The sequence below is a fragment of the Cupriavidus sp. FW216-B1 genome (assembly GCF_058789195.1).
The window spans coordinates 821,983-847,683 of sequence record NZ_JBYTEL010000001.1 but is presented as its reverse complement, the minus strand read 5'-3'; the positions used below and the strand labels follow the sequence as shown (position 1 = coordinate 847,683).

Genomic DNA, 25,701 nt, shown 5'->3' with positions numbered 1-25,701 from the left:
AGGAGTAAACAATGCGTCGTGGCGTACCAAGCCTGGGATCGTTGCAGGCGTTCGAGGCGTCCGCCAGGCACGAGAGCTTTTCGAAGGCCGCTGCGGAACTGGCCCAGACCCACGGGGCCGTCTGCAAGAAGGTCAACGAGCTGGAAGAAGACCTGGGCGTGGCCCTGTTTCACCGCGTGCGCCAGCGCCTCGTGCTGACGCCGGCCGGCGCCGAATACGCGCGCCGCATCCGCGTGCACCTGGACCAGATCCGCCGCGACACGATCGAGCTGATCCGCTCGGAGAGCGAGCTGCATCTGGACGTGGCCGTCGGCGTCTCGTTCGCCGCGCAGTGGCTGGTGCCGCGCCTGCAGAGCTTCTATGACCTGAACCCGGACATCCGCCTGCACATCATCGGGCGGGACCAGCCGAACTTCTTCGACGACTCCAATTTCGACGCGACCATCTATTTCGGCCAGCATCTGTGGGCGGGCATGACCGGCGCCGCGCTGGTCAGCGACGACCGCCTGGTGCTGGTGTGCGCGCCGGTCTGGTGCGACGGGCAGCGCGAACTGCCGCTCGAGCGCATCGCCGCGGCGCCGTGGATCTACACGCGCGACATCCCGGCGGCCTGGACCGACTGGGGCGAATCGCTGGTCGGGCGGCCGCTGGAGCACGACGCGCCGACGCCGCACTACGACATGTTCGTCATGTCCATCAACGCCACGGTGGCGGGGCAGGGCCTGGCGCTGCTGCCGCGCAGCCTGGTCGACCGCGAGCTGGCCAGCGGGCAGCTGGTCATCGCGCACCCGCACTTCGTGCCGAGCCCGAGCAACATCTATTTCGCGTTTCCCGAGCAGCGGCGCCACTGGGAGCCCGTGCGCCGGTTCGAGGCATGGCTGATCGACGCGGCGGCCAGCTACGTCCGGCGCGTGCAGGGCGCCGGTTGAAGCGGATCCGCGGCTACCGGATGGCCGCCTGGTAGGCGCGCAGGTCCGGGCTCTCGCGCAGCAACTGTTCGAACAGGCCCTGGAAACCCAGCCACGCCACATAGTCGGAGCCGATCTGGCGGCGCACGGAACGCGCCTCCTCATCGGACAGCACGCTGAACTCGCCGGCCGCCTCGGCCAGCAACTGGATCTGGCAGCAGCGCTCCATCGCCACGAAGCGGAAGGCCGCCGCGTCGACCGAGGTGCCGACCGTCAGCAGGCCGTGATTGACCAGCACCGCCGCCCGCCGGTCGCCCATCGACTGCGCGATGCGCCGCCCTTCGTCCGCCGCCAGCACCAGCACGTCGCCCTGGAACGCCACCTGGTCCTCGAAGAACAGGCAGGCCTCCTGGTTGATCGGCAGCAGCGTCCGGTGCCGCGCCGAGAACGCGCGGCCATAGACGGAATGCGTGTGCGCGGCGGCAACCACGTCGGGGTTGCTGCCATGAATGCCGCAATGGATCGCCGCCGCCGCCGCGTTCACCGGGCCGGTGCCCGCGTGGACCTTGCCGTGCTCGTCGATGCAGATCAGGTCGTCGGGGTGGATGGCGGAGAAATGCTGCGCATAGGCATTGACCCAGAAGCGGTCCGCATGCTCCGGGTCGCGCACCGTGATGTGGCCGGCGATGCCTTCGGCCAGCCCGAAGCGGGCGAAGATGCGGAACGCGGCGGCCAGCCGCAGCTTGCGGTCCCGGCGCGTGGCGTCGTGGGAATCGAATGCCTTCGGTGCGGGCAGGGCGCCGCCGATGGGCGTCGGGATCTGCAGGGCGCTATTCGCGATGTCGTTCACAAAGGTTCCAGATGGCTTGAGCAGATCCCATTCTGGGCGAGACCGGCAGGCGCCGCTATCGATGAATACTCACAGGCTGTTGATGGATTGGCAGCAGCGCGCCGCGGGCCCCGCCGCGCGGCCGCTGGCGTGCCGGCAGCCTCGCCCGCCAGCCACTACAATGGCGCATCGCCCGGCCTCCCGCCGGGCCGGATTCTGGAGTCGAAGATGCGTATTCTGGTTGTCGGAGCGGGCGCCACTGGCGGCTATTTCGGCGCGCGGCTGTTGCAGGCCGGGCGCGACGTGACGTTCCTGGTGCGCCCGCGGCGCGCCGCCCAACTGGCCGAGCATGGCCTGAAGGTCAAGAGCCAGCACGGCGACCTGCATTTCCCCAACCCGCCGCTGGTGCAGGTCGGGCAGATCGCGCAACCGTATGACGTGGTGCTGCTCAGTTGCAAGGCCTACGACCTCGACAGCGCGATGGACGGTTTCGCGCCCGCCGTGGGCCCGGGCACGGTCATCATCCCGCTGCTCAACGGCATGCAGCATCTGGACAAGCTCGATGCCCGCTTCGGCGCCGAACGGGTCATGGGCGGCCGCTGCCTGATCTCCAGCACGCTGGACGAGCAGGGCACCATCCTCCATCTCTCGGCCTTCCACGTGCTGTCCTTCGGCGAGCGTCCGTCCGGCAGCAGCGACCGCGCGCAGGCCCTGGCCGCCGTGTTCGGGGGCGCCGGCTTCGACGTGCAGCGCAGCGAGGCCATGCTGCAGGACATGTGGGAGAAATGGCTGTTCCTGGCCACGCTGGCGTCGTCCACCTGCCTGATGCGGGCCGCCGTGGGCGACATCCTGGCCGCCCCGCACGGGCGCGACGTGATCGCGGCCCTGCTCGACGAATGCACCGCCATTGCCGCGGCCAACGGCTATCCCGCGCGCGCGCCGGCGCTGGAACAGGCCGCGGCCTCGCTGTTCAAGGAAGGCTCGCCGATGACGGCGTCGATGCTGCGCGACCTCGAGCGCGGCGGCGCCATCGAATCCGACCAGATCGTGGGCGACCTGCTGGCGCGCCGCGGCCCGGTGCCGGCGCCGACGCTGCAGATGGCGCTGGCCAGCCTGAAGGCCTACGAGGCGCGCCGCGCGCGCGGCGGCTGACCGGCCATCCCGCCGGGCGGCACCTCAATCCGGCTTGCCGGCCCGCAGCGCCGCGATCAGCCGCCGGGCCGCCGCCGAGAGCGTGCCGCCGCGCCGCGTGACGATGCCGAAGGTGTCGTTGCGCGACTGCATCTTCACCGGCAGGATGCGCAGCATCTTCTGGCGCGCGTAGGGCTCGGCCACGCTGGTCGGCAGCAGCGACACGAGGTTGGCACCGCCTTGCAGCAAGGCCACCGTGACCAGCGTGGAGGCCGTGGTGATGGCGTTGGCCGGCATGCTCATGCCGGCCAGGTCCAGTTCGCGCAGCAGCAGCGCGTGCATCGGCATCTGGGCGGGATAGATGACCCAGCGGTATCTCGCCAGGTCGGCAAAGGCGAGCTCGCGCGCGCGCGGCGCCGCGTGGGCGTGGCCGACCACCACCGAGATCGGCTCGTTGCCCAGCGCCTCGTAGCGGTAGCGGGCGGGCTGGTCGCTCACCAGCGTGCGGCCGATGACGAGGTCCAGCCGGCCGTCGTCGAGCAGGCCCAGCATGCGCAGGCTGGTGTCTTCCACGATCTCGATCGACAGGTTGGGCTGCTCCGCCTGGAGGCTGGCCAGCGCGGGCGCCAGCACGCCGGTGACGGCGCCCATGATGACCCCCACGGCAAGCCGCCCGGCCGTGCCCGAGCGGATTTCGGCCATGTCCTGGCACAGCGCGGTAAGGTCCGTGGCCAGCAGCCGCGCATAGCGGATCACGCAATGGCCGAACGGGTTGGGCCGCATGCCGGTCCGGGTCCGCTCGAACAGCGGCGCGTCCAGCATGCTCTCCAGTTCCTGCAGGGCCTTGCTGGCGGCCGATTGCGTCATGGCCATGACGGATGCCGCCTGGTGCAGCGATTTGTGGTCGTCCAGCGCGATCAGCAACTGCAGTTGCTTCATGCGCAGGCGCGACATCAGTACGTCGAGGGTGGCTCTCATGGGCGTGCGGCGTCCAGGGTCAGGTCTTGTCCGGCGAGCCAGTGAGTCGTAAAAGCGATCGCCAGATGGAAAGGTTTCAATATACATCGGACGCCGGACGCTCTTATATTGCGCAAGCACCCGAGACAAGAACACGGCCCCTGCGCACGACAAGGAGACAGACATGACCCAGCCAGCCCGCCAAACCGCCTACCGGGGCGTATTCCCGGTCGCGCCGACCATCTTCGACGAGCAGGGCGGCCTCGACCTCGATGGCCAGCGCCGCTGCATCGACTTCATGATCGACGCCGGCTCCAACGGCATCTGCATCCTGGCCAACTTCTCGGAGCAGTTCGTGCTGACCGACGCCGAGCGCAGCACGCTGATGGCCACGGTGCTCGACCACGTGGCGGGGCGCGTGCCGGTGATCGTCACCACCACGCACTTCAGCTCGCGCATCTGCGCCGAGCGCAGCCGCGCCGCGCAGGACGCCGGCGCCGCGATGGTGATGGTGATGCCGCCGTACCACGGCGCCACCATCCGCGTGCCCGAGCACGCCATCCATGCGTTCTACGCCACGGTGTCCGACGCCATCGACATCCCCATCATGATCCAGGACGCGCCGGTCAGCGGCACCACGCTGTCCGCGCCGTTCCTCGCGCGCATGGCGAAGGAAATCGCCAACGTGTCGTATTTCAAGATCGAGGTGCCGCAATCGGCGGCCAAGCTGCGCGAGTTGATCGCGCTCGGCGGCGACGCCATCGTCGGCCCGTGGGATGGCGAGGAAGCCATCACGCTGATGGCCGACCTCGACGCCGGCGCCACCGGCGCCATGACCGGCGCGGGCTTCCCGGACGGCATCCGCCGCATCGTCGATGCCTACCAGGCCGGCGACGCCGAGGGCGCCGCCGACCACTACCAACAATGGCTGCCGCTCATCAACTACGAGAACCGCCAGGGCTGGCTGGCCACCAGCAAGGTGCTGATGAAGGAGGGCGGCGTGATCGCCTCCGACGCGGTGCGCCATCCGCTCCAGCCGATGCACCCGGCCACGCGCGCGGGGCTGCTCCAGATCGCGCGCCGGCTGGACCCGCTGGTGCTGCGCTGGGGGCGTTGAGCGGGCGGCGGACATGCCCGAATCGCCATCCTGCAAGGATCGGCGATTCGGGCTACCCTGTCGGGCCATCCTGACCTTCTATCGGGCCGGCCGCACCGCGGGCCGCGCCACCAGATCCGCCATGACACAGCCGCTCAGAATCGATTTTGTCTCCGACATCGCCTGCCCGTGGTGCGCCGTCGGCCTGTCCTCGCTCCAGCTTGCGCTGTCGCGGCTTGGCGACGCCGTGGACGCCGAGATCGTGCTCCATCCGTTCGAGCTGAACCCGCAGATGGGACCGGACGGCGAAGCCATCGTCGACTATCTCGGCAAGAAATACGGGCGCACGCCCGCGCAGATCGCCGAGACCCAGGCCATGATCCGCGAGCGCGGCGCCGCCGTCGGCTTTGCCTTCGGCCCGCGCGAACAGGTCTACAACACCTTTGACGCGCACCGCCTGCTGCACTGGGCCGGCCTGCACGGCAAGCAACTGCCGCTCAAGCTCGCGCTGCTGCGTGCCTACCATAGCGACGGCAAGGACCCCAGCAACCACGACGTGCTGGTCGAGGCCGCGCAGGCGGCGGGGCTCGACCCCGCGCAGGCGCGCCAGGTGCTGCAACACGGCGACTACGCCGACGAAGTGCGCGCCGAAGAGCAGGAATACCAGGGCATGGGCATCCAGTCCGTGCCGTCGATCATCTTCAACAAGCGCTATCTGCTGACCGGCGCGCAGCCGGTGGAAGCCTTCGAGCAGGCCATCCGCCAGATCCTGGCCGAAGGCTGAACGCGGCGCGGCGCGCGGCTGCCACGGCGCCCGCGCCGGCCTGCCCCGGTATTGCCGCGCGCACGGACCCACGTGACTGCGGCGGCCCGCCCCGAGGGGGCGGGCGAAACTTCCGTGCCATCCCCGTGTCCTTCCCTGCATAATCGCCGCAGTCGCGACGACACAGGACGACCGACCGATGAACATGGCAATCCTCCTCGCCCATCCCTGGTTCGGCACATGGACCGCGGCCGTGGTCGCCGTGGCCATCGCGCTGCTGGCGCACCGCCTCGGCGGCCTGCTGCTGTTGCGCATCACCCGCCACGCGCCGCTGCTGCATGCCGTCGTCAGGAAAGCGCGCGCGCCGTCGACGGTGGTCCTGCCCCTGCTGGCGCTGCAAACGGTCTGGCAGGCCGCGCCGGACGAACTGCGCTGGATCGACAGCGTGCGCCATCTCAACGGCCTGCTGATGATCGCCGCCACCACCTGGCTGGTGGCGCGCATCATCGCCGGCTGCGCGCAAGGCATCATGGACCGCCACCCCGTGGACGTGGCCGACAACATGAACGCGCGCCGCATCCACACGCAGACCCGCGTGCTCGCGCGCACCGCCATGACGCTGGTGGTGGTCATGGGCGCCGCCATGCTGCTCATGACCTTCCCCGGCGCCCGCCAGGTCGGCGCCAGCCTGCTGGCCTCCGCCGGCGTGCTCGGCCTGATCGCCGGCTTCGCCGCCAAGCCCGTGTTCAGCAACCTCATCGCCGGCCTGCAACTCGCGCTGACCCAGCCGATCCGGCTCGACGACGTGCTCATCATCGAAGGCGAGTGGGGCCGCGTGGAAGAAATCACCGGCACCTACGTCGTGCTGCGCATCTGGGACGAGCGCCGCCTCATCATCCCGCTGCAGTACTTCATCGAAAAGCCGTTCCAGAACTGGACCCGCAACAACGCCCAGATCATGGGGTCCGTGTTCTTCTATGTCGACTACGGCATGCCGCTGGCGCCGCTGCGCGCGGAACTGGAGCGCATCGTGCGCGCCGCGCCGCAATGGGACCAGCGCTTTTTCAACCTCGTGGTGGCCGATGCCACGGAGCGGACGATGCAGTTGCGGGTGCTGTGCACCGCGGCTTCTTCGGGGCTGGCGTGGGATTTGCGCTGCGTGGTGCGGGAAGGGCTGATTGATTTCATGCAGCGGGAGTATCCGCAGTTTTTGCCGAGGCTGCGGGTCGAGGGGGAGGAGAGCAGGCCCGAACGGTTTGAAAGTGCGTCAAGCCACGAAATCGGAGAGCCAGGACGTCTTCAAGAAGGTGCGGCCAAATGACTTTCCAGCGCGCCACTCGACTGAACAAAATCCCGCAACCAAGCGTGCGGGCGTCGCCAGCGGTACGGTTGCATCACCCACAAGAGATATTGCTCGAAGCGGTTGGCCGCGAAGTGACACTCAGGCCGCATGCCTCTGGTCAGGCTACGCCCTTCATTGTCGGGCTTGGAGCAAGCCCATCCCGCATCGCGCATCCTTCGCCCCTGGCAACGCGCCTACGGGACTCATAACAAGCTTGACTGAGATAACGTCTTCAACCCGATTCCGGCTTGCGAGGGTTCGCGCCTTGGACCAGCTCCAGCCACGAACCCCCTGTTTCTCAAGGCTTACAGCGCCTCTGTCGGCACCAGATGGATGGGCAGTTCCGGCTCGGCGGCTGCAAGCGTGCCGGCGCCCGGTTCCCGAAGCTGGGTGCCATTCCGCCAGGAGATCGGAAGATTGCGAGACGTGTTGACCTGGAGATCGAAGATGTCGAAGCGGTTGTAATAGCCGACCACGTCGTGGATCCGCTTCACGGGAAGCGCACGGCTGAGGTCAATCTCGGCGATGCAGAGACCTTCGTCCGTCGACAGGACATCCGAGACCGGCTTCCCGGTCGGATCGAGAATCATCGAGACAGTCTGAGAGCCGTTCTCGAGCAAGGCGAGCACGTCCTTGCCCAGCGGCTCCAGGAAGCGCCTGGCGGTTTCGTCGAATGGCGTGGACGCCACGATGTTGAACACCTTCGCTTCGAACGAGTGGCTGGCGGCCCGGATGCGAATGCCGTCCTGGATGTCATAGCCACCGCTGCCATCCGGCTTGCGTGCCGGGGCCACGGACGGGTAGCTCGATATGTGCACTTGCTCGCCTTGCGCCATCAGCGTGTACCGGGCCAGGGGATTGGCGTTCTCTCCGCAGATGAGCATGCCGATCCGGCCGATGTCGGTCTCCGACACGCGCAGGCCGGAGCCATCGCCGTTGGCCCAGATCAGCTTCTCCACGTAGGTCGGAACGAGCTTCCGATGGTGATTCAGAATCGTGCCGTCGCTGCCGATCAGCACATTGGAGTTCCAGAGGCAACCTACGCTGGCATTGGTGCCTTCGTTGAATCCGATCGACACGACCATCTCGTGCCGGGCTGCGGCAGCGCGCAGCCGGGCGATCTCGGGGCCATCGATGCGAATGGCGCGCGCGGCCATTGCGGCGAAGAGTTCGTCGGTCTCGATGGGGGCGACAATGCGTCCCCAGTGCGGATAGCCGGGGATGAAGCTTTCCGGGAACGCCAGCAGGCGTACATCGCTGCGTGCCGCTTCGGCGATAAGATCGCAGGCCTTGTCCACCGTGCGATCGATGTCGAAATAGACAGGGGAAACGTGCGCTGCTGCGGCTTTGTAGCGCGGATACTGAATCATTTTGAGATCCTTGTTCGTTGGTCTTGCTGGATGAGGCGGCGCCTTCGCGCCGCGATCTTATGAAGGCCATGAGCGTCGGCCACGCCCTGGCCCGGGGCTATTCGCTGCCCTTCGTGATGCCTGCTTGCTTGACCAGTTCTCCGAATCGACGGACATCGCGCTGGACCCTTTCCGCGAATTCCGCGCTTCCCTGGTTTTCGGGCGGGACGAGGGCGTCGCCATCGCGCATGGCCTTGTTGAACTGGGCGTCGGCGCGGGCCTTTCGCGCGGCGTCGCTGAGCGTCTTGAGGACGTCACCCGGCAATCCTGCGGGCGCCAGCAGTCCGTACCAGATGAGAAGTTCGGTATTCGGGTAGCCGCTTTCCGCGAGCGTGGGAACATCCGGCAGACTCGGAAGACGGGAAGGGGACGTTGTGGCAAGCGCTCGGACACGCCCTCCCTTGATCTGCGGGACGGCCTGCACGGTGGTGTCGAACAGCGAGTCGATCTGACCTCCCATGAGGTCGACAAAGGCGGGGGCGGTTCCTTTGTATGAAACCGGAGTGATTTTCGCCTTGACGCTAGCCAGGAACGTCAGCGCCGCGAGATTCGAGACGGAACCCGGGCCGGCATTGCCCATCGTCACGGACCCGGGATTCTTCGTGATGAAGGACACGAACTGCTGGATCGTCTTGTGAGGAGAGCCGGTGGGCACCGACAGGACAGACGGGATGCTCGCAACCTCTGCAATTGGCTGGAAGTCTTCCGGTGAGCGATATGGCACCTTCGCATAGACATTGGGATTCAACGCCTGCGTCCCCGCGGTGCCGAGAAGCAGCGTGTAGCCATCAGGCTGTGAGCGTGCGACCTTCGCCGCGCCTATCATCCCGGAAGCGCCCCCGACGTTCTCCACAACGACGGGCTTGCCAAGTTGCACGCCCAGCGGTTGGGCAATCGCCCGCGCAACGATGTCGACGGGGCCTCCTGCCGCAAAGGGGACCACCAGGGTAATCGGCTTGGTCGGGTAAGGCGCGGCCCGGACAGGCGCGACGGCGCAACAGGCGCCGATCACCAGCAGCGCTGCTAGTGCACTGCGCCGGCTGTTGCCGGTCGAGTAGGACTTGTGGTTCATTCCCTTCTCCAGTTCGTAGGTAGTGGTGTGGCTAAAGCCTTGTCGAACAACGTCGTCCGTGGCGCCGTCATCGACGGTCAGGCACGTTGCGTTGATGTGGGACGCTCGCGAGGAACAAAGAAAAAAGACCGCATCGGCAATTTCATCCGGCGCCGCGAGGCGCCCGCATGGATGGGAAGCAGAAGGGCCGGGCCATGCGTCGGCATCGTCAGACCGGCTACAGCCCCGCGCCAGCGTGTACTGCTAATTTGGCGCGGATGAGGTTAAGACGGTAGCGAGAACTTGGAAAGCCATCCTTTCCCGCAGTTCAAGAGGCACCAAATCGCGGCTTGTAGTGCGCCCCGATGCGCCACTCATGCGAAAAATGCCCTTGGCTTGGGCAAGCTGATTCATCGCGCCGGGGCGCTGATGGCAACATGCATGGCCGCTGTTTTCGATGCACCAGGACGGTGGTCGCCTGCACCAGGATGAACGTGGTGCCAGGGAAGATGGGGCGACAGATTTACGTATCGCGCTGGATGGACAACGCTGTCTGCTGTCGCTGACACGATGGAACGGGCAAGTCGACGCGCCTGAGCGAAGTGCTCAATGCGGTCGCCAGCATTGGGTGAGAGGGGGACAGCCTGATCGCATCATGGCTGATGGCGTGCGTCACCTCGACCGAGGCGACGCACCTTGATGACGCGCACCTCACGGTGCGGGCGGCTCGAACTCCTGGCTCAAGGGCGAGCGAGGGCCGTGATGGCGGAGACGTCGGCAGTTTCAGCCAAGGCCCAACATGCCTGGATGAGTTCCCCCGTCTTTGCAGCGCCCAACACGGGGTCCGCCAGATCGTGGAATTTCTGGTCGAGGTCGGCGTCCGTCATGGGGCGCTGCAGTGAGCCGATCGCGTGTTCAACACACAATGTCGTCTCGCTGCCGTTCTTGAGAACCACCTTCAATCGGACTGCCGCTTCGTCGATTTCGCTATCGGCGTGGGCAACCACCTTCCTGCGAAGCGCGACCACGTCATCGCGCAGAACGATTTCATCCGAGAACTCTTCTTCCCCTGCGCGCCCGAAAATCAGGCCGGCGGCGCAGCCGTGATAGACGCTGAACTTTGCCTGAAGACCGTCCGCGGGTTCCTTTTTCCCGGTGAGTTCCAGCACCAGCGGATGGACATGGAGATCGATCCGCTCGATATCGCCGGAATGGATGCCCTGCTGGCGCAGTTGGACGCACGCGTCGATGCTCGGATGGATGACGATGCCGCACGCGAACGGCTTGTAGGTGTTGAAGCCGATCTCGAAACGGCTGCCGAGATCGTCGGTGATTTCGCGCCAATCTTGCTTCGAGGAAATGACCTGCAGGAAACCGCGAGGCGCTTCCAGCGCCCGCGCACTGGCCGTAAAACCGTGGCTCGCCATCAGGGCCGACATCAGGCCCGCCCGCGCGGCACCGCCGGGATGGAACGGCTTGGTCATCGTCCCGAACTGTTCGCGCAGTCCCACAGGTTGTGACGCGGCAATACCCAGCGCCATGATCGTGCGGGATTCGTCGAGGCCCAGAAGCCGTGCGCACGCTGCCGCCGCCCCCAGCGTGCCGGTCGAGCCGGTGATGTGCCATCCGCGGTCATAGTGGTCCGGGTACATTGCATTGCCTACGCGGCAGGAGACGTCGATGCCGAGAACCAGGGCATCGATGACTTTTCGGCCGCTGGCGCGAGTGAACTCCGCGAGCGCCAGCACTGCCGACGCAACGGGACCTGCCGGGTGGATGATCGTTTTCAGGTGGGTATCGTCGAAGTCGAAGGTGTGCGAGGTGATGCCGTTGAGCAATGCCGCGCTTGCCATGTCGACTTTCTCGCTGCGGCCAAGAACCGTCGCCTGGGCCGCAGGTTCCAGCATTGCCACGGCGGCCAGCGCGGCGTCGGCTGTCTCGTGCCGTGCGGCACCGACAGCGCAGCCCAGCCAGTTCATGAACGTCCGATGCGCCTCGTGTTCAATCGAACGATCCCATCCCGCCGAGGGGTGGTTCGCGACATAGCGGCCAAGAATGCTGGTGACTGCCGGCGCATTCTGGTCTGCGACGATGTGAGTATTGCGGGCCATCTGTTCGTCCTGTTTCGTGAGGTCGGCGTGAGCCAACCGGATTGCCAACGCATCCTCGTCTTCTCTCGTGCCGTACGCTACTTCATCGAGGGAGCCGAAGTGCCATCAAGCTGCCAGCAATGATGAGGCCGTGAAGACCACGGGGCCGGCACAATGTGCGGTGAGCCCCGCCATGCGCGCCGGCAGCGGTACCCTCGAATTTGGCGCGGTCGAGGTGGATTGGAAAGCGAGAAGTTGGAAAGCGGGCGTTTCCCGATCAGCAAGGTCCGCTCCCCAATCTAGTGCATCTTTTCCCCGGCTTGTAGGCGATAGTGGAGCGGCGTATGCTCAAGCACTTTCGACCAGCTCCTGGCTCCACTTCGCAGCAATGTCTCGCATCAACCTCCACAGCATGCAGATACTGGCTTCCGTCGCTGCCACGAAGAGCCTCACGCGCTCGGCTGCGGAGTTGAACATGACTACCTCGGCCGTCAGCAAGCGGGTCGCGGAACTGGAGGCCCGCTTCGGCACGCCATTGCTGGTCAGGCATGCAACCGGTGTACGACTGACCGCAGCCGGCGAGGTCGTTGCGCGCTGTGCCGACGATCTGATGGGCCGGGTAGCGGAGATGACCCAGGAGATTGCGGACCTTCTGGCCAGGCAATCGGGCGAAGTGCGAATCATGTCCAACGTGGCCGCCATCTTGCTGGGGCTTCTGGACGATATCAGGCAGTTCCGCGAATCTCACCCCGGCATCCGCGTCCTGGTTTCCGAGGGCAGCAGTCCCGAGACAGCGGAGGCCGTCAAGAAGAATCAGGTGGACATCGGGGTCTGCGTGCGGACCGATTTCGTGAAGGGGTTGGCATGCCGCCCTTACCGGCAGACCGAACTCGTTGTCGTCATGCCGGCCAACCATCCGTTGGCGGCGCGCGCGATCATGTCGCCCGTTGAACTCGAGGGCTATCCCCTGGTGTGGAAGCCGCCGGTTGACCTTGGGACGCAAGGCGGACGAAAGACCGCCGGGTTCAACCACGACGACCCGGAAGTCGGCTTGACAATCCGCAGCTTCGAGGTCGTCTGGCACTCGGTCAGGGAGGGGGCCGGCATCGCAGTCGTGCCCAACGTGGCCGTTCCCCGGAATCGCCCCGAAGGCCTCGCCATCGCGCAGTTATCGGCGGATGCGAGCCAATTCGAGATCACTGTCTGCCATGATCCGTCGATGCACAAGGATCCTGCCGCACAGCAAATGCTGGCATGGCTTTGCTCAAGGGCCGACAGAACCGACGAGGTCGCGTGATTCCGACCTCCGCCTAAACCACCCGCCCAAACCACCAAAGCGACAGCATCCCCGCGCAAGCCGCCAGCAACGCCCCCAGCGCAGCAAAGAACGCAGTGATCTCGACCTGATCCCGCTTGTCGAAGGCCAGCCGGGCATTGAGCGCGCGGTACACCTGCTTGAGCCTGTTGGCATCTTCCAGGCGGAAGTACTCGCCCCCGGTCGCGTCGGCGACTTGCTTGAGCACCTGCTCGTCCAGCTTGACGCGGGCGGACCAGCCGTCGACCGTGAGCACCACACCGTCGGTGGTGCCCACGCCCACGGTGTACACGCGCACGCCATTCGCGGCGGCCAGTTGCGCGGCCTGCATGGCGGCGGGGCCGGCGTTGCTTTCGCCGTCGGAGAACAGGACGATCGCGCCGGCGGCGTAGGAGCCGGGCTTGGCGGCGTCGGCGCCGCCGGTGCTGCCGGGCGAGGCTTGCTGTCCCTTGGCTGCCTTGCGCGATGCGGCGGCTTTGGCGGGCGAGTCGTCGTCGTCCAGCAACTGCGCGGCGTCGCTGCCCAGTTGCGGCAGCAGCGTGGTGAGGGCGATGAGCAGGCCGTTGCCGATGGCGGTGCCGCCCTGGGGCTTCAGGTTGTCGATGACCGTGGCCACGTCTTCCTTGCGGCGGATGGGGGCTTGCGCCAGGGCGGCGGTGCCGGCCATCGCGACCACGCCCACGCTGACGCCGGCGGGCTGGGCGTCGAGCAGGGTCTTGGCGGCGCGCTGGGCGGCGCGGATGCGGCTGGGCTGCACGTCCTGCGCGCGCATGCTGCCGGACAGGTCGATGACCAGGACCACGGTTTCGATGCGGGAGGGCAGCATCATCACGGCCTGGGGCCGGGCGATGGCGACGATGAGCGCGGTCAGGGCCAGCAGCATGAGCGCGGGCGCCACGTGGCGGCGCCAGCGCGCGCCGCCCCGGATGGCGAGGCCGACGGTCTTGAGCGTGGGGTAGGGCACTGATGCGCGGCGGCGGCGGGCATCGAGCCAGACGTAGGCGCCGGTCAGCAGCAAAACCAGCGCGAGCAGCCACAGCATGCTGGGCCACTGGAAGCTGAAGGCGGGCAGGCCGGTCAGGGCGTCGGTCATGCGGCCCCCTTGGCGTTGCTCTGGACACCTTGGGCGCTTTGCAGGTGATGGCGCTGGCGGGCGAAGTGGAGCAGGGCGAGGTCGAGGCGGGCGTAGGTGGACAGCGTCAGGCATTCCACGCCGGCGTGCTCGAAGCCGAGGCGCAGCTCGGTCTCGCGCGCTTCGGCGGCGGCGGCGAAGCGTTTGCGGAAGGCGGGGTCGTGGGTGTCGACGAACATCTGCTCTCCGGTTTCGGCGTCCTGCAGCACGACCAGGCCAAGGTCGGGCAGGGCCATTTCCAGGGGATCGACCAGCCGCACGGCGATGACTTCGTGGCGCCGCGCCAGCAGGCTGAGCGAGGCTTGCCAGCCGGGGGCGCTGATGAAGTCGGAGACCACGAACAGCACCGAGCGCCGCTTGGCGACGGCGCGCGCGCGCTCGAGCAGGTCGCGCAGGCGGGTGTCGCCGGGGGAGGCGGCGGGCGTGGCGCGGATGCGGTCGAGCAGATGCAGCAGGTGGCGGCGCCCGGAGCGCGCGGGCACCACGGCGGCGGCGGTGTCCGCCGCCCCGCCGTAGAGCACGGCGCCGACGCGGTTGCCGTAGCGCGTGAGCAGGCTGGCCATGACGGCGGTGAAGTCGCTGAGCAGGTCGCGCTTGCGCACCTCGCCGGAGCCGAAGTCGATCGAGCCGCTCAGGTCGAGCAGGAACCACGCGCAGACCTCGCGGTCTTCCTGGAATTCGCGCACGTGGGGCGTTTGCAGGCGCGCGGTGACGTTCCAGTCGATGTGCCGCACGTCGTCGCCCGGGTGGTATTCGCGCAGGTCGGCGAGATCGAGCCCGAAGCCGCGGAACAGGGTGCGGTAGTCGCCTTGCAGCAGGCCGTCGAGGCGGCGCACCACGGTCCATTCGAGGCGGCGCAGCAGGGCCTCGGTCTGGCTGGCGCCGACGCGGACGGGCGGCCCGTCGACAGGCGCGTTGCCGACGGGGGATTCTGCGGGCGCGGCGTCCGGGCCGCCCCGGCGCCTAGCGCGCAGCCGCCCGAACATGGGATTCCAGCGGCCGCTCGGGCACGGGCAGCGCTTGCAGGATGCGCGTGATGAGCTGGTCGGCCGTCATGCCGTCGGACATGGCTTCGTAGGAGAGCGTCACGCGGTGGCGCAGCACGTCGGGCACGAGGTCGATCACGTCGTCGGGCAGCGCGTAGTGGCGCCCGCGCAGGAAGGCCAGCGCGCGCGCGCCTTCGATCAGGCCGATGGTGGCGCGCGGGCTGGCGCCGAAGGAGACGTAGCGGTCCAGCTCGGCCAGGCCGTAGCCGCCCGGCTTGCGGGTGGCCGCCACCACGCGCACCGCGTACTGGATCAGGCCGGGGTCGACGTAGACCTTGCGGCATTGTTCCTGCAGGCCGGTCAGGTGCTCGGGCGTGGCGACGGGGCTGACGCTGATGCGCGGGCCGGTGACGCGGTTGACGATGACGACTTCTTCTTCCTCGGTGGGATAGCCCACCAGCACTTTCATCATGAAGCGGTCGACCTGCGCCTCGGGCAGCGGGTAGGTGCCTTCGGTCTCGATCGGGTTCTGCGTGGCCATGACGAGGAAAGGCGTGGGCACGCGATGGGTTTCGCCGGCGATGGTGACTTGCCGCTCCTGCATGACTTCCAGCAGCGCGCTCTGCACCTTGGCCGGCGCGCGGTTGATTTCGTCGGCCAGCAGCAGGTTGGCGAAGACCGGGCCGCGCACGGTGGAGAACTCGCCGGTGCCCTGGTTGTACATGCGGGTGCCGACCAGGTCCGCCGGCAGCAGGTCGGGCGTGAACTGGATGCGCTTGAAGGAGCCGCTCATGGTCTTGGCCAGCGTGTTGACGGTGAGCGTCTTGGCCAGCCCCGGCACGCCCTCCACCAGCAGGTGGCCGCCGGCGAGGATGGCCACCAGCACCCGTTCGAGAAAGTGATCCTGCCCCACCACCACGCGCTTCACCTCGTACAGCAGGCGTTCCATCAGGTTGGCGCTGTCCACAGCGTCCCGGGCTTGGTCGTTCATAGGCCTCCGCGTCTGTCTAGAAAGGAGAAGATCCGATGGAACTGCCGGCGCTTTCGATCGTGATGGCAAAGCCGATGCCGACGAAGGTGCCGCTCTCGTGGGGACTGAAAATGGCGGTGACGATGCCCACCACCTCCCCGTTCATGTTCACCAGCGGCCCGCCCGAGTTGCCCGGGTTGGCCGCGGCGTCGAACTGGATGAGCTTGTCCAGGTTCTGCTTGTTGTCCGGCGAGATGAATTCGCGGTCGAGGCCGGAGACCACGCCGGCGGACACCGAGGGCCCGATGCCGAACGGAAAGCCGACCGCGACCACCTCGCTGCCGGGCGCGAGATCCCGGCTGGAGCCGAGCGTGGCTGCCGGCAGGTCGTCGGGGATGGTCTTGGCCTTGATGATGGCGAGGTCTTTCTCGGGGATGGACTGCACCACCGAGGCCTCGGACGTGGAGCCGTCGAAGAACGTGACTTCCAGCCGCCTGGCGCCGGCGATGACGTGGTAGTTGGTGAGGATCATGCCGCTTTCGGTCACGACCACGCCCGAGCCGATCTGGCGGCCCTCGGGCCTGGCCGGGGGCGTGGCCCTGGCTTCGGGCGGGTTCTTGCCGGCGGCTGGGTCCTTGCCGCGCGGCGGTCCGCCCGTGGCGAGCTCGTCACGCGGGGAAGCCGGGGAAGACGGTGCGGAGGGCGCGGGCGGAGCGGACTTGGGACGCTTGGCGGGCAGGTCCCGCCTGGGCGGGCGAGGGGGGGCGGCTTCCGCGGTTTTTTCCGGGGGCACGAAGCCGCGGATTTCCACCACCGATTCGCGCACCGCCTCGGCCGCGCGGGCCGGGCGCGACGGCAAATTCTTGGTCTGCAGCGTATGCAGCACGGCGGCATCGATGTCCGCCTGGGTGAGCGCGCGCCACTTGGGCTGCAGGAGCCAGGCGGCGCCCACGCCCGCGGCGAAGACCAGCGCGGCCGCGGCCGAGACCCACCAGTAGATCGACACCCGTCTCATCGCAGCCCCCGAGGTCCCGCACTGCAAAATACAGTACCATCCTCTTACCCACGCGCCAAGGAGCAGGGCATGCAGTTTCTCTGGCCGCAGATGCTCTGGCTGTTGCTGACGGTCCCACTGCTGGCAGCCGCCTATCTATATTTGATCTCGCGGCGCAAGAAAGCCGCCCTGCTTTATGCCAGCCTGGCATTGCCGCGCGCCGCGCTGGGGCCCGGCCAACGGCTGCGGCGTCACATTCCCCCCTTGCTGTTCCTGCTCGCGCTGACCGCGGCGCTGCTGGCGTGCGCGCGTCCCAGCGCCACCGTCACGCTGCCGTCCGACGCCGTCACACTGGTCCTGGCGATGGACACTTCGCGCAGCATGGAAGCGACCGATGTCGCGCCCACGCGCATCAGCGCCGCGCAGCAGGCCGCGCGCGATCTCATCGTCGGGCTGCCGGCCAACGTGCGGCTGGGCATCGTGTCCTTCGCTTCCACCGCCACCGTGGTGCTGCCGCCGACCGACAACCGCCATGACATGCTGGAGGCGCTCGACCGCTTCCAGCTCCAGCGCGGCACGGCGACCGGCAGCGGCCTGTACCAGGCGCTGGCGGTGCTGTTTCCCGACGACGGCATCGACCTGGAGGCGATCCTGTTCAACGGCGCGTCCGGCCGCGCCGAGCGCCAGGCGCCGTCGCTGGACGAAGCCGCGGCGGCCGAGGCCGCGCGCAAGCGCGCGCAGGAGCGGCCGGCGGCGCAGCCCGGCTCGTACCAGCACGGCGCGGTGATCCTGCTCAGCGACGGCCGCCGCACCACCGGCCCGGACCCCGCGGACGCCGCGCGCATGGCCGCCCAGCGCGGCGTGCGCGTCTATACCGTGGGTTTTGGCTCGCCGCAGGGCGGGGCGGACGAATCGAACCTGTCCTTCTACATGCAGCTCGACGAAACCGCGCTGCGCGCGGTGGCGGCGCTGACCGGCGGCGAGTATTTCCAGGCCGGCTCCGCCGCCGACCTGAGCCGGGTGTATCGCCAGCTGAGCGCGCGCTTCGCGCTGGAGCGCAAGGAAACTGAAGTGGGCGCGCTGCTGGCCGGCATCTCCGTGCTGCTGCTGGTGGCGGCTTGCGTGCTGTCGATGCTGTGGTTCCGGCGCTGACAGCGGTGACAGCGGTGATGGCGGTGCCGGGAGTCTCGCCGGCACCACGCGGGCGCTAGCCGCGCCGTGCCGCCTCTATCGCGGCGATGTCGATCTTTTTCATGGTCATCATGGCCTCGAAAGCGCGCTTGGCCGCCGCGCGGTCGGGGTCGCACACCGCCGCGGTGAGCGCGCGCGGGGTGATCTGCCATGACAATCCCCAGCGGTCCTTGCACCAGCCGCATGCGCTTTCCTGGCCGCCGTTGCCGACGATGGCGCTCCACAGGCGGTCGGTCTCGGCCTGGTCGTCCGTGGCGATCTGAAACGAGAACGCCTCGCTGTGCCTGAAATGCGGGCCGCCGTTCAGCCCGAGGCAGGGAATGCCGGCGACGGTGAATTCGACCGTCAGGATGTCGCCCTGCTTGCCGTCGGGATAGTCGCCCGGTGCGCGATGCACGGCCGTGACGGCGCTGTCGGGGAAGGTCTCGGCATAGAAGTTCGCGGCGTCGAGGGCGCCGCCGTCGTACCACAGGCAGATCGTGTTCTTGCTGGTCATGTCGTGTCTCCTGGGAAATCGGGCACCGGCACAGGTTCGGCGGCCTGGCGGAGACGACGCGGTCCATGCCGCGCCCGCTTGCTCACTTGCCGCCGGTGACGTCGAGGAACGTGCCGGTGATGAAGGAAGCCTCGGCGCTGGCCAGCCACAGGATCGCCCGCGCCACCTCTTCGGGCTGGCCGCCGCGTCCCATCGGGATCGAGTCCTTGACGCGATCGACCCGTCCCGGTTCTCCGCCGCTGGCATGCATCTCAGTGTAGATGTGCCCGGGGCGAATGCAGTTGACGCGAATCCCGTCGCGCGCGACTTCCTTGGCGAAGCCGGTGGTGAAGGTCTCGACGGCGCCTTTCGACGCGGCGTAGTCGACATATTCGTTCGGACTGCCGAGCCGGGCCGCGGCCGACGAGATGTTGATCACGACGCCGCCGCGCCCGTTGTAGCGATGGGACATCCGCCTCACCGCCTGCTGCGCGCAGAGGATGGGGCCGATCGCGTTGACCGCGAAGACGCGCTGTATGCGCTCGAATTCGAGATCCTCGAGCCGGGACTGCCGCGCGAGGATCGCGGCGTTGTTCACCAGCACGTCGATGCGGCCGAACTCCCGGTCGATCGCGGCGAACAGCCGGGCGACCTGCTCCGGGTCCGCGCTGTCCGCGCGCACGGGCAGGGCCCGGCGCCCGGCAGCTTCCACGTCGGCCGCCACCGCGAGGGCGGCGGATTCGTTGGAGACGAAGCTGATCGCCACGTCGTAGCCTTGCTCGGCGGCAAGCCGCGCAGTCGCCGCGCCCACGCCGCGGCTGCCGCCCGTTATCAGCATCAGCGGCGCCTGGGGGGCGTGGTCGGGAGTCTTTGGCATATCGGTATTCCTCACGGAGATTCAGAACGGGCGAAGAGGGCACTCGCGGGCTCACGGACTGCGCGCGGCCAGGGCGTGCCTTCAGGAAGGGGATGTTTCGTGCGTCGAGGGGCAGTGTTTTCGCCGCGCGCAGCGGCCGGGGCCGGCCTCGGGCCAATCGCCTTGCGCGAGGCGCATCAATCGGCCCAGGCGTCGATGTCCAGAACCGCGGCGGCGAACGCTTCCGGCGCCTCCTGCGGAAGATTGTGGCCGGCGTTGGGCACCACGCGGTTTTCATGGCGTCCGGTGAAATGCTTCCGGTCCGCTTGTCTGCCGCCCGGCGGCGTGACGCCGTCCGCGTCCCCTTCGAGGGTGATCGTGGGCACGGTGATCGGCGGCATGGCGGACAGGCGGCGCTCCATGTCGTCGAACCGGGGATCGCCATCGACCAGCCCGAAACGGTGCCGATACGAATGGACCACGACGTCGACGAAATCCGGATTGTCGAACGCGGCTGCCGAGCGCGCGTAGGTGTCGTCGCCGAAGCGCCAACTCGGCGACCACAATGACCACAGGAGCCGGCAGAACGCGCGCCGGTTTTCCGTCAGTCCGGCCCGGCCGCGTTCGCCGTGAAGATAATACTGGTACCACATGCGATGCTCTTTTTCGGGGCTGGCCGGCCGCATGGCGGTGGCGATGTCCTGGATGTTGTAGCCGTTGACCGAAACCAGTCCACGCGCCCTCGACGGGTACAGCGCGGCCACGATGCATGCGGCCCGGCCGCCCCAGTCATAGCCGCCCAGCACGGCCCGTTCGATCCGAAGCGCATCGAGCAGCGCCAGCAGGTCTGCCGCCAGCGCCGCCTGCTGGCCCGAGCGCGGTGTTGCCGCTGACAGGAAGCGCGTCGGCCCGTATCCCCGGAGAAAGGGCGTGATGACGCGGGCTCCCCGGGATGCCAGGCGTGGCGCGATGTCTTCGTACGCATGGATGTCGTAGGGGAAGCCGTGCAGCAGAACGACCGGCCAGCCGTCGGCATCGCCCTGTTCGTCATAGGCAATATCAAGCAGGTCGGTCGCAATTCTCTTGAGCATGAATCCATCCTTTCAGGCAATGCCAAGGCCCCAGGCAGACCGTCTCACCCGCGACGGCCGCGCACGCCAGCCAGCGTTTCCACTACGCGGTATGGATGATCGCCTGTCCGCGGGCCAAGCGCACGCCGATGCCGTCGATTTCGGCATGGAGCGCGCGCGGCCGGCCTGTGGCCGCCGAAAGCAGGACCGGCCGTGCAGCGGGAAGAATATCTATCTTGTGGCTGCCCGGCAAACCAGATAAATTGGGGATTCGCGTTAGATAAACTCTTGTGAATGAAACGGATATTGCCGCCGCTCAATGCCTTGCGCGCCTTCGAGGCCGCCGGCCGGCTCGGCAGCTTCAAGGAAGCCGCCGCCGAGCTGCATGTGACCCACGGCGCGGTGAGCCAGCAGGTGCGCTTGCTGGAGGAATGGCTGGGCGCCGCATTGTTCGCGCGCCACAACCGGCGCGTGGCGCTGACGCCGGCGGCGCGGGCCTATCTGGCACGAATCGGTCCGCTGTTCGAGCAGATCGCGCAGGCCACCGCCGGTTATGGCCTGCCCGAGACGGCCTCGCGGACGCTGTCCGTCAATGCGCCGGCGACGTTCACCTTGCGCTGGCTGGTGCCGAGGCTGGCGAAATTCCGCGCCGGGCATGCCGACGTGGACGTCAGGGTGGAGACGTCGAACGAGCCGGTGGAGAGCCTGACGGACAGCCATGACCTCATCATCCGGGGCGGCCCGGATACCTTCTATGGCTACGCGATGCGGCCATTCCTGTGCGAGGAGAGAGTGCCGGTCTGCAGTCCCGCGCTGTTGCGGCGCGTGCCGCTGCGCAAGCCGGAGGACATGCGGCAGCACACGCTGCTGCACACGTCGAGCCTGCCGCGGCTCTGGCCGGACTGGCTGGCGCAGGCGGGGATTGCCGCGCTCCGGCCCGCCGCGGCGCTGACGTTTGACCACTTCTATCTGACGCTGCAGGCCGCCATCGACGGCATCGGCATCGCGATGGGGCCGACCGCGCTGGTGGCGGACGATCTGGCCGCCGGCCGGCTCGTGGCGCCGCTCGCCGGACCGCGCCTGCCGTCGCGCAGCTATTGCACCTACGTCCCGGACGGGAAGTCCGGGGATGCGCTCGTCATGCTGTTCCGCGCGTGGCTCGAGCACGAAGGGATGCGTCCGCAAGACGGACCGGGCTCGCGCGATGCGGGCTCGCTGAACGCCGTCTGAACGCCGCCTGAGCGGCGTTTGTCATGCCGCCGCCGCGCCCTTCACGGCATCCGGTTCCGCTCCGAGACCTGCTCGTTCAGCGTCCAGAAGTCATACAGCACGCCGACCAGGAACAGCCCGCCGGTCAGCAGGTAGATCAGGCCGGTGATCCATTTGCCGATATACATGCGGTGCACGCCGAAGATGCCGAGGAAGGTCAGCAGCAGCCACGCCACGTTGTAGTCGGTGCGGCCGGCCGTGAACCGGTAGTCCGCCCGGCGGTCCATGCCGGGGATCAGGAACACGTCGATCAGCCAGCCGATGCCGAGCAGGCCCAGCGTGAAGAACCAGATCGTGCCGGTGATCGGCTTGCCGTAGTAGAAGCGGTGGGAGCCGGTAAAGCCGAAGATCCACAGCAGGTAGCCGATGACCTTGCTGTGCGTGTCTCCCTGGGGATTGCTCGGTGGATACATCGTTGGCCTCGCGCGGTGGTTTGGCGCGATGATGCCATAGCTTGTGGCGCCGAAGCTACCCGGCGGGCGCCGCGTCCGTGGTCACATCCGCGGCCACGCGGCGCCCGCCCGGTCAGCGCGATTGCAGCTTGAACGATTCTCCCTGCATGCCGGCGCGGTCGACCGCGGCGATGCGGTTGCGGCCGTTGTCCTTGGCGTGATAGAGCTGCGCGTCGATCAGGTTGATGAACGCGGTCTGGTCCATCCGCTCGGTCGGCACGATGGTGCCCACGCCAAAGCTCGCCGTCACGCACTGGTTGTACGGCGAGCGCACGTGCGCGATGGCTTCCTCGGCGATCAGCGCGCGGCAGCGTTCGGCGGTCTTCATGGCGGCTTCCGCGTCGGTGTCGGCCAGCACCAGCATGAACTCCTCGCCGCCGAAGCGGCAGAGGAAGTTGTCCGCGCCGGCCACCCGGTCCAGGATGGCGGCGACCCGCTTCAGGCAGGTGTCGCCCTGCAGGTGGCCGTAGTAGTCGTTGTACGACTTGAAGAAGTCGATGTCGATCATGAGCAGCGACAGCGGCTTGCCGGTTGCCTTCGCCGCCGTCCATTCGCGCGCCATCACGTCGTCGAACATGCGACGGTTGCCGGCGCCGGTCAGGCCGTCGCGGAACGACAGGTGCTCGAGCTCCTTCTGCAATCGCGCGAGCTTTTCCTCGGTGCGCTTGCGCTCGCTGATGTCGAACATGAAGCCGACCAGCGAATCGACCTCGCCCTGCGCGTTGCGCACCACGTGCACCACGTCGCGCAGCCAGACGTAGCCGCCGTCGCGCGTGAGCGCGCGGTAGTCGGCCTCGTGGTCGGTGCCGGCCTTCGACTGCGCGACGCAGAATTCCAGCACCGCGGCGCGGTCGTCCGGGTGCATGCGCTCGGCCCAGTCGTTGACGGTCTTCCAGCTCGACGGCGCCCAGCCCAGCAGCGCCTCGATCTGCGGGCCGATGTAGGTGAACGCCATGCTCGCCCAGTCGATCTTCCACGGAATCGCCTTGGTGGACTCCAGCAGCGTCCGGTACACGGCGCTGTCGTCGTCGCCGAACACGCGGCCGGGCGGGGCGAGGGTTTCCTGGTGCGGCAGGAAGGCGGCTTGCAGCGGGCTGTCGGGCTGGTCGGGGCTGGGCATGCTGGCCGTGAGGTCGGGGGCTGAAGGGGCACTCATTGTATCAACGGCGGGTTGCGGGATGCCTGCGGGGCGGCCGTCCTTGTCCGGCCATCCGCCGGGAGGAGCGATGTCCGGTGCCATCCACGCCGGAGAACGTTCAACCCGCGCCACCCGCGCCGGCCTCGCGCCGCGCCCTCCCGTGGGTAATCCCCAACCCCTCCGTAGCCAGTCCGCACAAGAGCCACCCCGATAGTTTTGCTACGGTGGCACGACTGGCGAACGGGCCGGCGCCGGCCGGGCACATCGCATCGCGCGTCGCCAATCCCATCCGCGGCACCAGCACAGGAGACAAGCTTGGAGATCCTGCAACTCACCATCTCGGGCATCGCGCTGGGCTGCATCTATGCGCTGATCGCGCTGGGTTTCGTGCTGATCTACAAGGCCACCGAGACGGTGAACTTCGCCCAGGGCGAGTTCATGATGCTGGGTGCGTTCGCCGGGGTGGTGCTGACCCTGATGGGGCTGCCGCTGTGGCTGGCGGTGCCGCTGACGGTGGCGGGCATGGCGGGGTTCGGCATGCTGGTGGAGCGGCTGGCGATCCGGCCGATCCTCGGGCAGCCGCAGTTCACGGTGGTGATGCTGACCATCGGCATGGGCTACGTGATGCGCGGGGCGATCACGATGGTGCCGGGCATCGGCGCGGGCACGCATACACTGCCGGTGCCGTACCAGGGCATGGTGTGGCGCGCGGGCGGGCTGGTGCTGAGCGTGGAGCAGGTGGCGGTGATCGTGGCCACGGCGGGGCTGTGCGTGCTGCTGTACGGGGTGTTCCGCTACAGCCGGATCGGGGTGGCGATGCAGGCGAGCTCGCAGAACCAGCTTGCGGCCTGTTACATGGGCATTCCGGTGCGGCGCCTCAACGGACTGGTGTGGGGCCTGTCGGCGGCGGTGGCGGCGCTGGCCGGGCTGCTGCTGGCGCCGATCACGTTCGTGCACGCGAGCATGGGCCTGCTGGGACTGAAGGCGTTTCCGGCGGCGGTGGTGGGCGGCTTCGGCAGCCTGCCGGGCGCCATCGTGGGCGGGCTGGTGATCGGGGTGGTGGAGTCGCTGGCGGGCTTCTACCTGCCGGAGGGCTTCAAGGACGTGGCGGCCTACGTGGTGGTGCTGGTGATGCTGGCGGTCAGGCCCAACGGCCTGTTTGGCGAGAACCTGCGGAAAAAGGTGTAGCGGCGCGATGCGATTCCTCTTCAAGACCGATTACCGCCAGGACCTGCGCCTGGCCCGCCAGCCCGGCCAGCGGCTGTGGTACGCGCTGTTGCTGGCCTGCCTGCTGGTGGCGCCGGGCTGGGCCGGCGGCTACTGGATCGCGCAGCTCGGCTTCGTGCTGGTGTACGCCATCGCGGGGCTGGGGCTGATGGTGTTGTCCGGCTACACCGGACTGCTGTCGATCGGGCACGCGGCATTCCTCGGCGTGGGAGCGTATGCGCAGGCGTGGCTGACCAGCCGCGGCGTGCCGTTCGTGCCGGCGCTGCTGCTGTCGGCGGCGTTGTCGGCGCTGGCCGGGGTGGTGGTCGGGCTGCCGGCGCTGCGGGTCAAGGGCATCTACCTGGCGATCGCCACGCTGGCCTTCGGTTTCATCGTGGAGGAGGTGCTGGCGCGCTGGGAGAGCGTGACCGGCGGCAACGCCGGGCTGGCGGTGGGCGCGCCGCAGGTGGCGGGCTACACGCTGGACAGCCCGGCGGCGTTCTATTACCTGTCGCTGGCGGTGTGCGTGCTGGCCACGCTGGGGGTGCTGAACCTGCTGCGCGGCGCGACCGGGCGGGCCTTCATCGCGATCCGGGATTCGGAGATCTCGGCGCAGAGCATGGGCATCCACCTCGCGCGCTACAAGACGCTGTCGTTCGCGCTGTCCGCCGCGCTGGTGGGGCTGGCCGGGGCGCTGTACGCGCACAAGCTGCGCTACATCTCGCCGGAGCAGTTCGGCATCGGGCAGTCGGTGGACCTGTTGCTGCTGGTGGTGGTGGGCGGGCTGGGCTCGGTGCACGGCGCGTTCCTGGGCGCGGCCTTCCTGATCGTGATGCCGCAGCTGATCGTGCTGGCCAAGGACTGGCTGCCGCCCGCGGTGGCGCAGGCCAGCGGCCTGCAGGCGCTGGTCTACGGGCTGGTGCTGATGGCGTTCGTGCTGTTCGAGCCGATGGGCCTGTACGGGCGCTGGTGCAAGGTGCGCACCTACCTGGAGCTGTTTCCGTTCTACCGGCAGGGCATGTTCCGGCGCCAGAAGGCGTTCCAGCGCTCCGAGCGCCTGAAATAGGGGAG

24 protein-coding genes and 1 pseudogene are annotated in these 25,701 nt (G+C 68.0%); 10 read left to right on the top strand and 15 right to left on the bottom strand.

The window, feature by feature from the left end; translation table 11 throughout:
- Positions 1 to 11 precede the first annotated feature (11 nt).
- Positions 12 to 929: a LysR substrate-binding domain-containing protein gene (locus AC3WXD_RS03630; RefSeq protein ID WP_059411653.1), complete on the top strand. Its 918-nt coding sequence runs from the start codon at positions 12 to 14 to the stop codon at positions 927 to 929.
- Positions 930 to 942: 13 nt separating this feature from the next.
- Here the strand turns inward: AC3WXD_RS03630 and AC3WXD_RS03625 are convergent, their stop codons facing one another.
- Positions 943 to 1,758 (bottom strand): class II aldolase/adducin family protein, encoded by an 816-nt coding sequence (locus AC3WXD_RS03625; protein WP_492323048.1) that lies wholly within the window; start codon positions 1,756 to 1,758, stop codon positions 943 to 945.
- A gap of 207 nt (positions 1,759 to 1,965) precedes the next feature.
- Here AC3WXD_RS03625 and panE point away from each other — a divergent pair, with 207 nt between their 5' ends.
- Positions 1,966 to 2,889 (top strand): 2-dehydropantoate 2-reductase, encoded by a 924-nt coding sequence (panE, locus tag AC3WXD_RS03620; protein ID WP_492323047.1) that lies wholly within the window; start codon positions 1,966 to 1,968, stop codon positions 2,887 to 2,889.
- Between the two features lie 24 nt (positions 2,890 to 2,913).
- On the opposite strand, the gene AC3WXD_RS03615 is transcribed toward panE, so the two are convergent.
- Positions 2,914 to 3,846 (bottom strand): LysR family transcriptional regulator, encoded by a 933-nt coding sequence (locus AC3WXD_RS03615; RefSeq protein ID WP_492323046.1) that lies wholly within the window; start codon positions 3,844 to 3,846, stop codon positions 2,914 to 2,916.
- A 163-nt stretch (positions 3,847 to 4,009) separates the two neighbouring features.
- Here AC3WXD_RS03615 and AC3WXD_RS03610 point away from each other — a divergent pair, with 163 nt between their 5' ends.
- From AC3WXD_RS03610 to AC3WXD_RS03600, 3 genes are all read left to right on the top strand, one after another.
- Positions 4,010 to 4,942, top strand: coding sequence for a dihydrodipicolinate synthase family protein (locus AC3WXD_RS03610; protein WP_020205478.1), 933 nt, complete (start codon positions 4,010 to 4,012; stop codon positions 4,940 to 4,942).
- A gap of 121 nt (positions 4,943 to 5,063) precedes the next feature.
- The gene (locus AC3WXD_RS03605; RefSeq protein ID WP_492323045.1) at positions 5,064 to 5,705 is read left to right on the top strand and encodes a DsbA family oxidoreductase; all 642 of its coding nucleotides are present in this window, start codon (positions 5,064 to 5,066) and stop codon (positions 5,703 to 5,705) included.
- Positions 5,706 to 5,883: 178 nt separating this feature from the next.
- Entirely contained in the window at positions 5,884 to 7,005 is a 1,122-nt protein-coding gene (locus AC3WXD_RS03600) for a mechanosensitive ion channel family protein (RefSeq protein ID WP_492323044.1), read from the top strand.
- Positions 7,006 to 7,331: 326 nt separating this feature from the next.
- Here the strand turns inward: AC3WXD_RS03600 and AC3WXD_RS03595 are convergent, their stop codons facing one another.
- From AC3WXD_RS03595 to AC3WXD_RS03580, 4 genes and pseudogenes are all read right to left on the bottom strand, one after another.
- The gene (locus AC3WXD_RS03595) at positions 7,332 to 8,396 is read right to left on the bottom strand and encodes a carbon-nitrogen hydrolase family protein (protein ID WP_020205475.1); all 1,065 of its coding nucleotides are present in this window, start codon (positions 8,394 to 8,396) and stop codon (positions 7,332 to 7,334) included.
- A gap of 97 nt (positions 8,397 to 8,493) precedes the next feature.
- Positions 8,494 to 9,507: a Bug family tripartite tricarboxylate transporter substrate binding protein gene (locus AC3WXD_RS03590; protein ID WP_492323043.1), complete on the bottom strand. Its 1,014-nt coding sequence runs from the start codon at positions 9,505 to 9,507 to the stop codon at positions 8,494 to 8,496.
- Positions 9,508 to 9,576: 69 nt separating this feature from the next.
- Positions 9,577 to 9,741: pseudogene (locus tag AC3WXD_RS03585) on the bottom strand (SDR family oxidoreductase); the annotation flags it as partial.
- Between the two features lie 485 nt (positions 9,742 to 10,226).
- Entirely contained in the window at positions 10,227 to 11,597 is a 1,371-nt protein-coding gene (locus AC3WXD_RS03580; protein WP_492323042.1) for an MmgE/PrpD family protein, read from the bottom strand.
- A gap of 367 nt (positions 11,598 to 11,964) precedes the next feature.
- Between AC3WXD_RS03580 and AC3WXD_RS03575 the strand changes: the two genes are divergently transcribed.
- On the top strand, positions 11,965 to 12,873 hold the full coding sequence (locus tag AC3WXD_RS03575) for a LysR family transcriptional regulator (RefSeq protein ID WP_492323041.1): 909 nt from the start codon (positions 11,965 to 11,967) through the stop codon (positions 12,871 to 12,873).
- 13 nt (positions 12,874 to 12,886) lie between these two features.
- On the opposite strand, the gene AC3WXD_RS03570 is transcribed toward AC3WXD_RS03575, so the two are convergent.
- Genes AC3WXD_RS03570 through AC3WXD_RS03555 form a run of 4 tightly spaced genes read right to left on the bottom strand, consistent with a single transcriptional unit; the run spans position 12,887 to position 16,994 of the window.
- Positions 12,887 to 13,984: a VWA domain-containing protein gene (locus AC3WXD_RS03570; RefSeq protein ID WP_492323040.1), complete on the bottom strand. Its 1,098-nt coding sequence runs from the start codon at positions 13,982 to 13,984 to the stop codon at positions 12,887 to 12,889.
- Complete coding sequence (locus AC3WXD_RS03565; RefSeq protein WP_492323039.1) at positions 13,981 to 15,009, bottom strand: DUF58 domain-containing protein; 1,029 nt, start codon at positions 15,007 to 15,009, stop codon at positions 13,981 to 13,983. Before AC3WXD_RS03565 ends, AC3WXD_RS03570 begins: the two co-directional genes overlap by 4 nt.
- Positions 14,987 to 16,000, bottom strand: a complete 1,014-nt coding sequence (locus tag AC3WXD_RS03560) for an AAA family ATPase (protein WP_454733265.1) — start codon at positions 15,998 to 16,000, stop codon at positions 14,987 to 14,989. The genes AC3WXD_RS03565 and AC3WXD_RS03560 overlap by 23 nt, the downstream gene beginning before the upstream one ends.
- Before the next feature lie 16 nt (positions 16,001 to 16,016).
- Positions 16,017 to 16,994, bottom strand: coding sequence for a S1C family serine protease (locus AC3WXD_RS03555; RefSeq protein WP_492323038.1), 978 nt, complete (start codon positions 16,992 to 16,994; stop codon positions 16,017 to 16,019).
- Positions 16,995 to 17,063: 69 nt separating this feature from the next.
- Between AC3WXD_RS03555 and AC3WXD_RS03550 the strand changes: the two genes are divergently transcribed.
- Positions 17,064 to 18,125: a VWA domain-containing protein gene (locus tag AC3WXD_RS03550; RefSeq protein ID WP_020205467.1), complete on the top strand. Its 1,062-nt coding sequence runs from the start codon at positions 17,064 to 17,066 to the stop codon at positions 18,123 to 18,125.
- 55 nt (positions 18,126 to 18,180) lie between these two features.
- Here the strand turns inward: AC3WXD_RS03550 and AC3WXD_RS03545 are convergent, their stop codons facing one another.
- From AC3WXD_RS03545 to AC3WXD_RS03535, 3 genes are all read right to left on the bottom strand, one after another.
- Entirely contained in the window at positions 18,181 to 18,660 is a 480-nt protein-coding gene (locus AC3WXD_RS03545) for a VOC family protein (RefSeq protein WP_020205466.1), read from the bottom strand.
- Between the two features lie 82 nt (positions 18,661 to 18,742).
- Entirely contained in the window at positions 18,743 to 19,516 is a 774-nt protein-coding gene (locus AC3WXD_RS03540; protein ID WP_492323037.1) for a glucose 1-dehydrogenase, read from the bottom strand.
- A gap of 176 nt (positions 19,517 to 19,692) precedes the next feature.
- The gene (locus tag AC3WXD_RS03535; protein ID WP_492323036.1) at positions 19,693 to 20,586 is read right to left on the bottom strand and encodes an alpha/beta fold hydrolase; all 894 of its coding nucleotides are present in this window, start codon (positions 20,584 to 20,586) and stop codon (positions 19,693 to 19,695) included.
- 273 nt (positions 20,587 to 20,859) lie between these two features.
- On the opposite strand from AC3WXD_RS03535, the gene gcvA reads away from it, so the two are divergent.
- Positions 20,860 to 21,795, top strand: coding sequence for a transcriptional regulator GcvA (gene gcvA / locus AC3WXD_RS03530; RefSeq protein ID WP_492323035.1), 936 nt, complete (start codon positions 20,860 to 20,862; stop codon positions 21,793 to 21,795).
- A gap of 41 nt (positions 21,796 to 21,836) precedes the next feature.
- Here the strand turns inward: gcvA and AC3WXD_RS03525 are convergent, their stop codons facing one another.
- Both AC3WXD_RS03525 and AC3WXD_RS03520 read right to left on the bottom strand, forming a co-directional pair.
- Positions 21,837 to 22,247 (bottom strand): NINE protein, encoded by a 411-nt coding sequence (locus AC3WXD_RS03525; RefSeq protein WP_492323034.1) that lies wholly within the window; start codon positions 22,245 to 22,247, stop codon positions 21,837 to 21,839.
- Positions 22,248 to 22,359: 112 nt separating this feature from the next.
- Entirely contained in the window at positions 22,360 to 23,406 is a 1,047-nt protein-coding gene (locus tag AC3WXD_RS03520) for a GGDEF domain-containing protein (RefSeq protein WP_082079497.1), read from the bottom strand.
- A 333-nt stretch (positions 23,407 to 23,739) separates the two neighbouring features.
- On the opposite strand from AC3WXD_RS03520, the gene AC3WXD_RS03515 reads away from it, so the two are divergent.
- Together AC3WXD_RS03515 and AC3WXD_RS03510 are read left to right on the top strand one after the other, a co-directional pair.
- Entirely contained in the window at positions 23,740 to 24,612 is an 873-nt protein-coding gene (locus AC3WXD_RS03515; RefSeq protein ID WP_454733259.1) for a branched-chain amino acid ABC transporter permease, read from the top strand.
- 7 nt (positions 24,613 to 24,619) lie between these two features.
- Positions 24,620 to 25,696 (top strand): branched-chain amino acid ABC transporter permease, encoded by a 1,077-nt coding sequence (locus AC3WXD_RS03510; RefSeq protein WP_492323033.1) that lies wholly within the window; start codon positions 24,620 to 24,622, stop codon positions 25,694 to 25,696.
- The last annotated feature ends 5 nt before the right edge of the window (positions 25,697 to 25,701 follow it).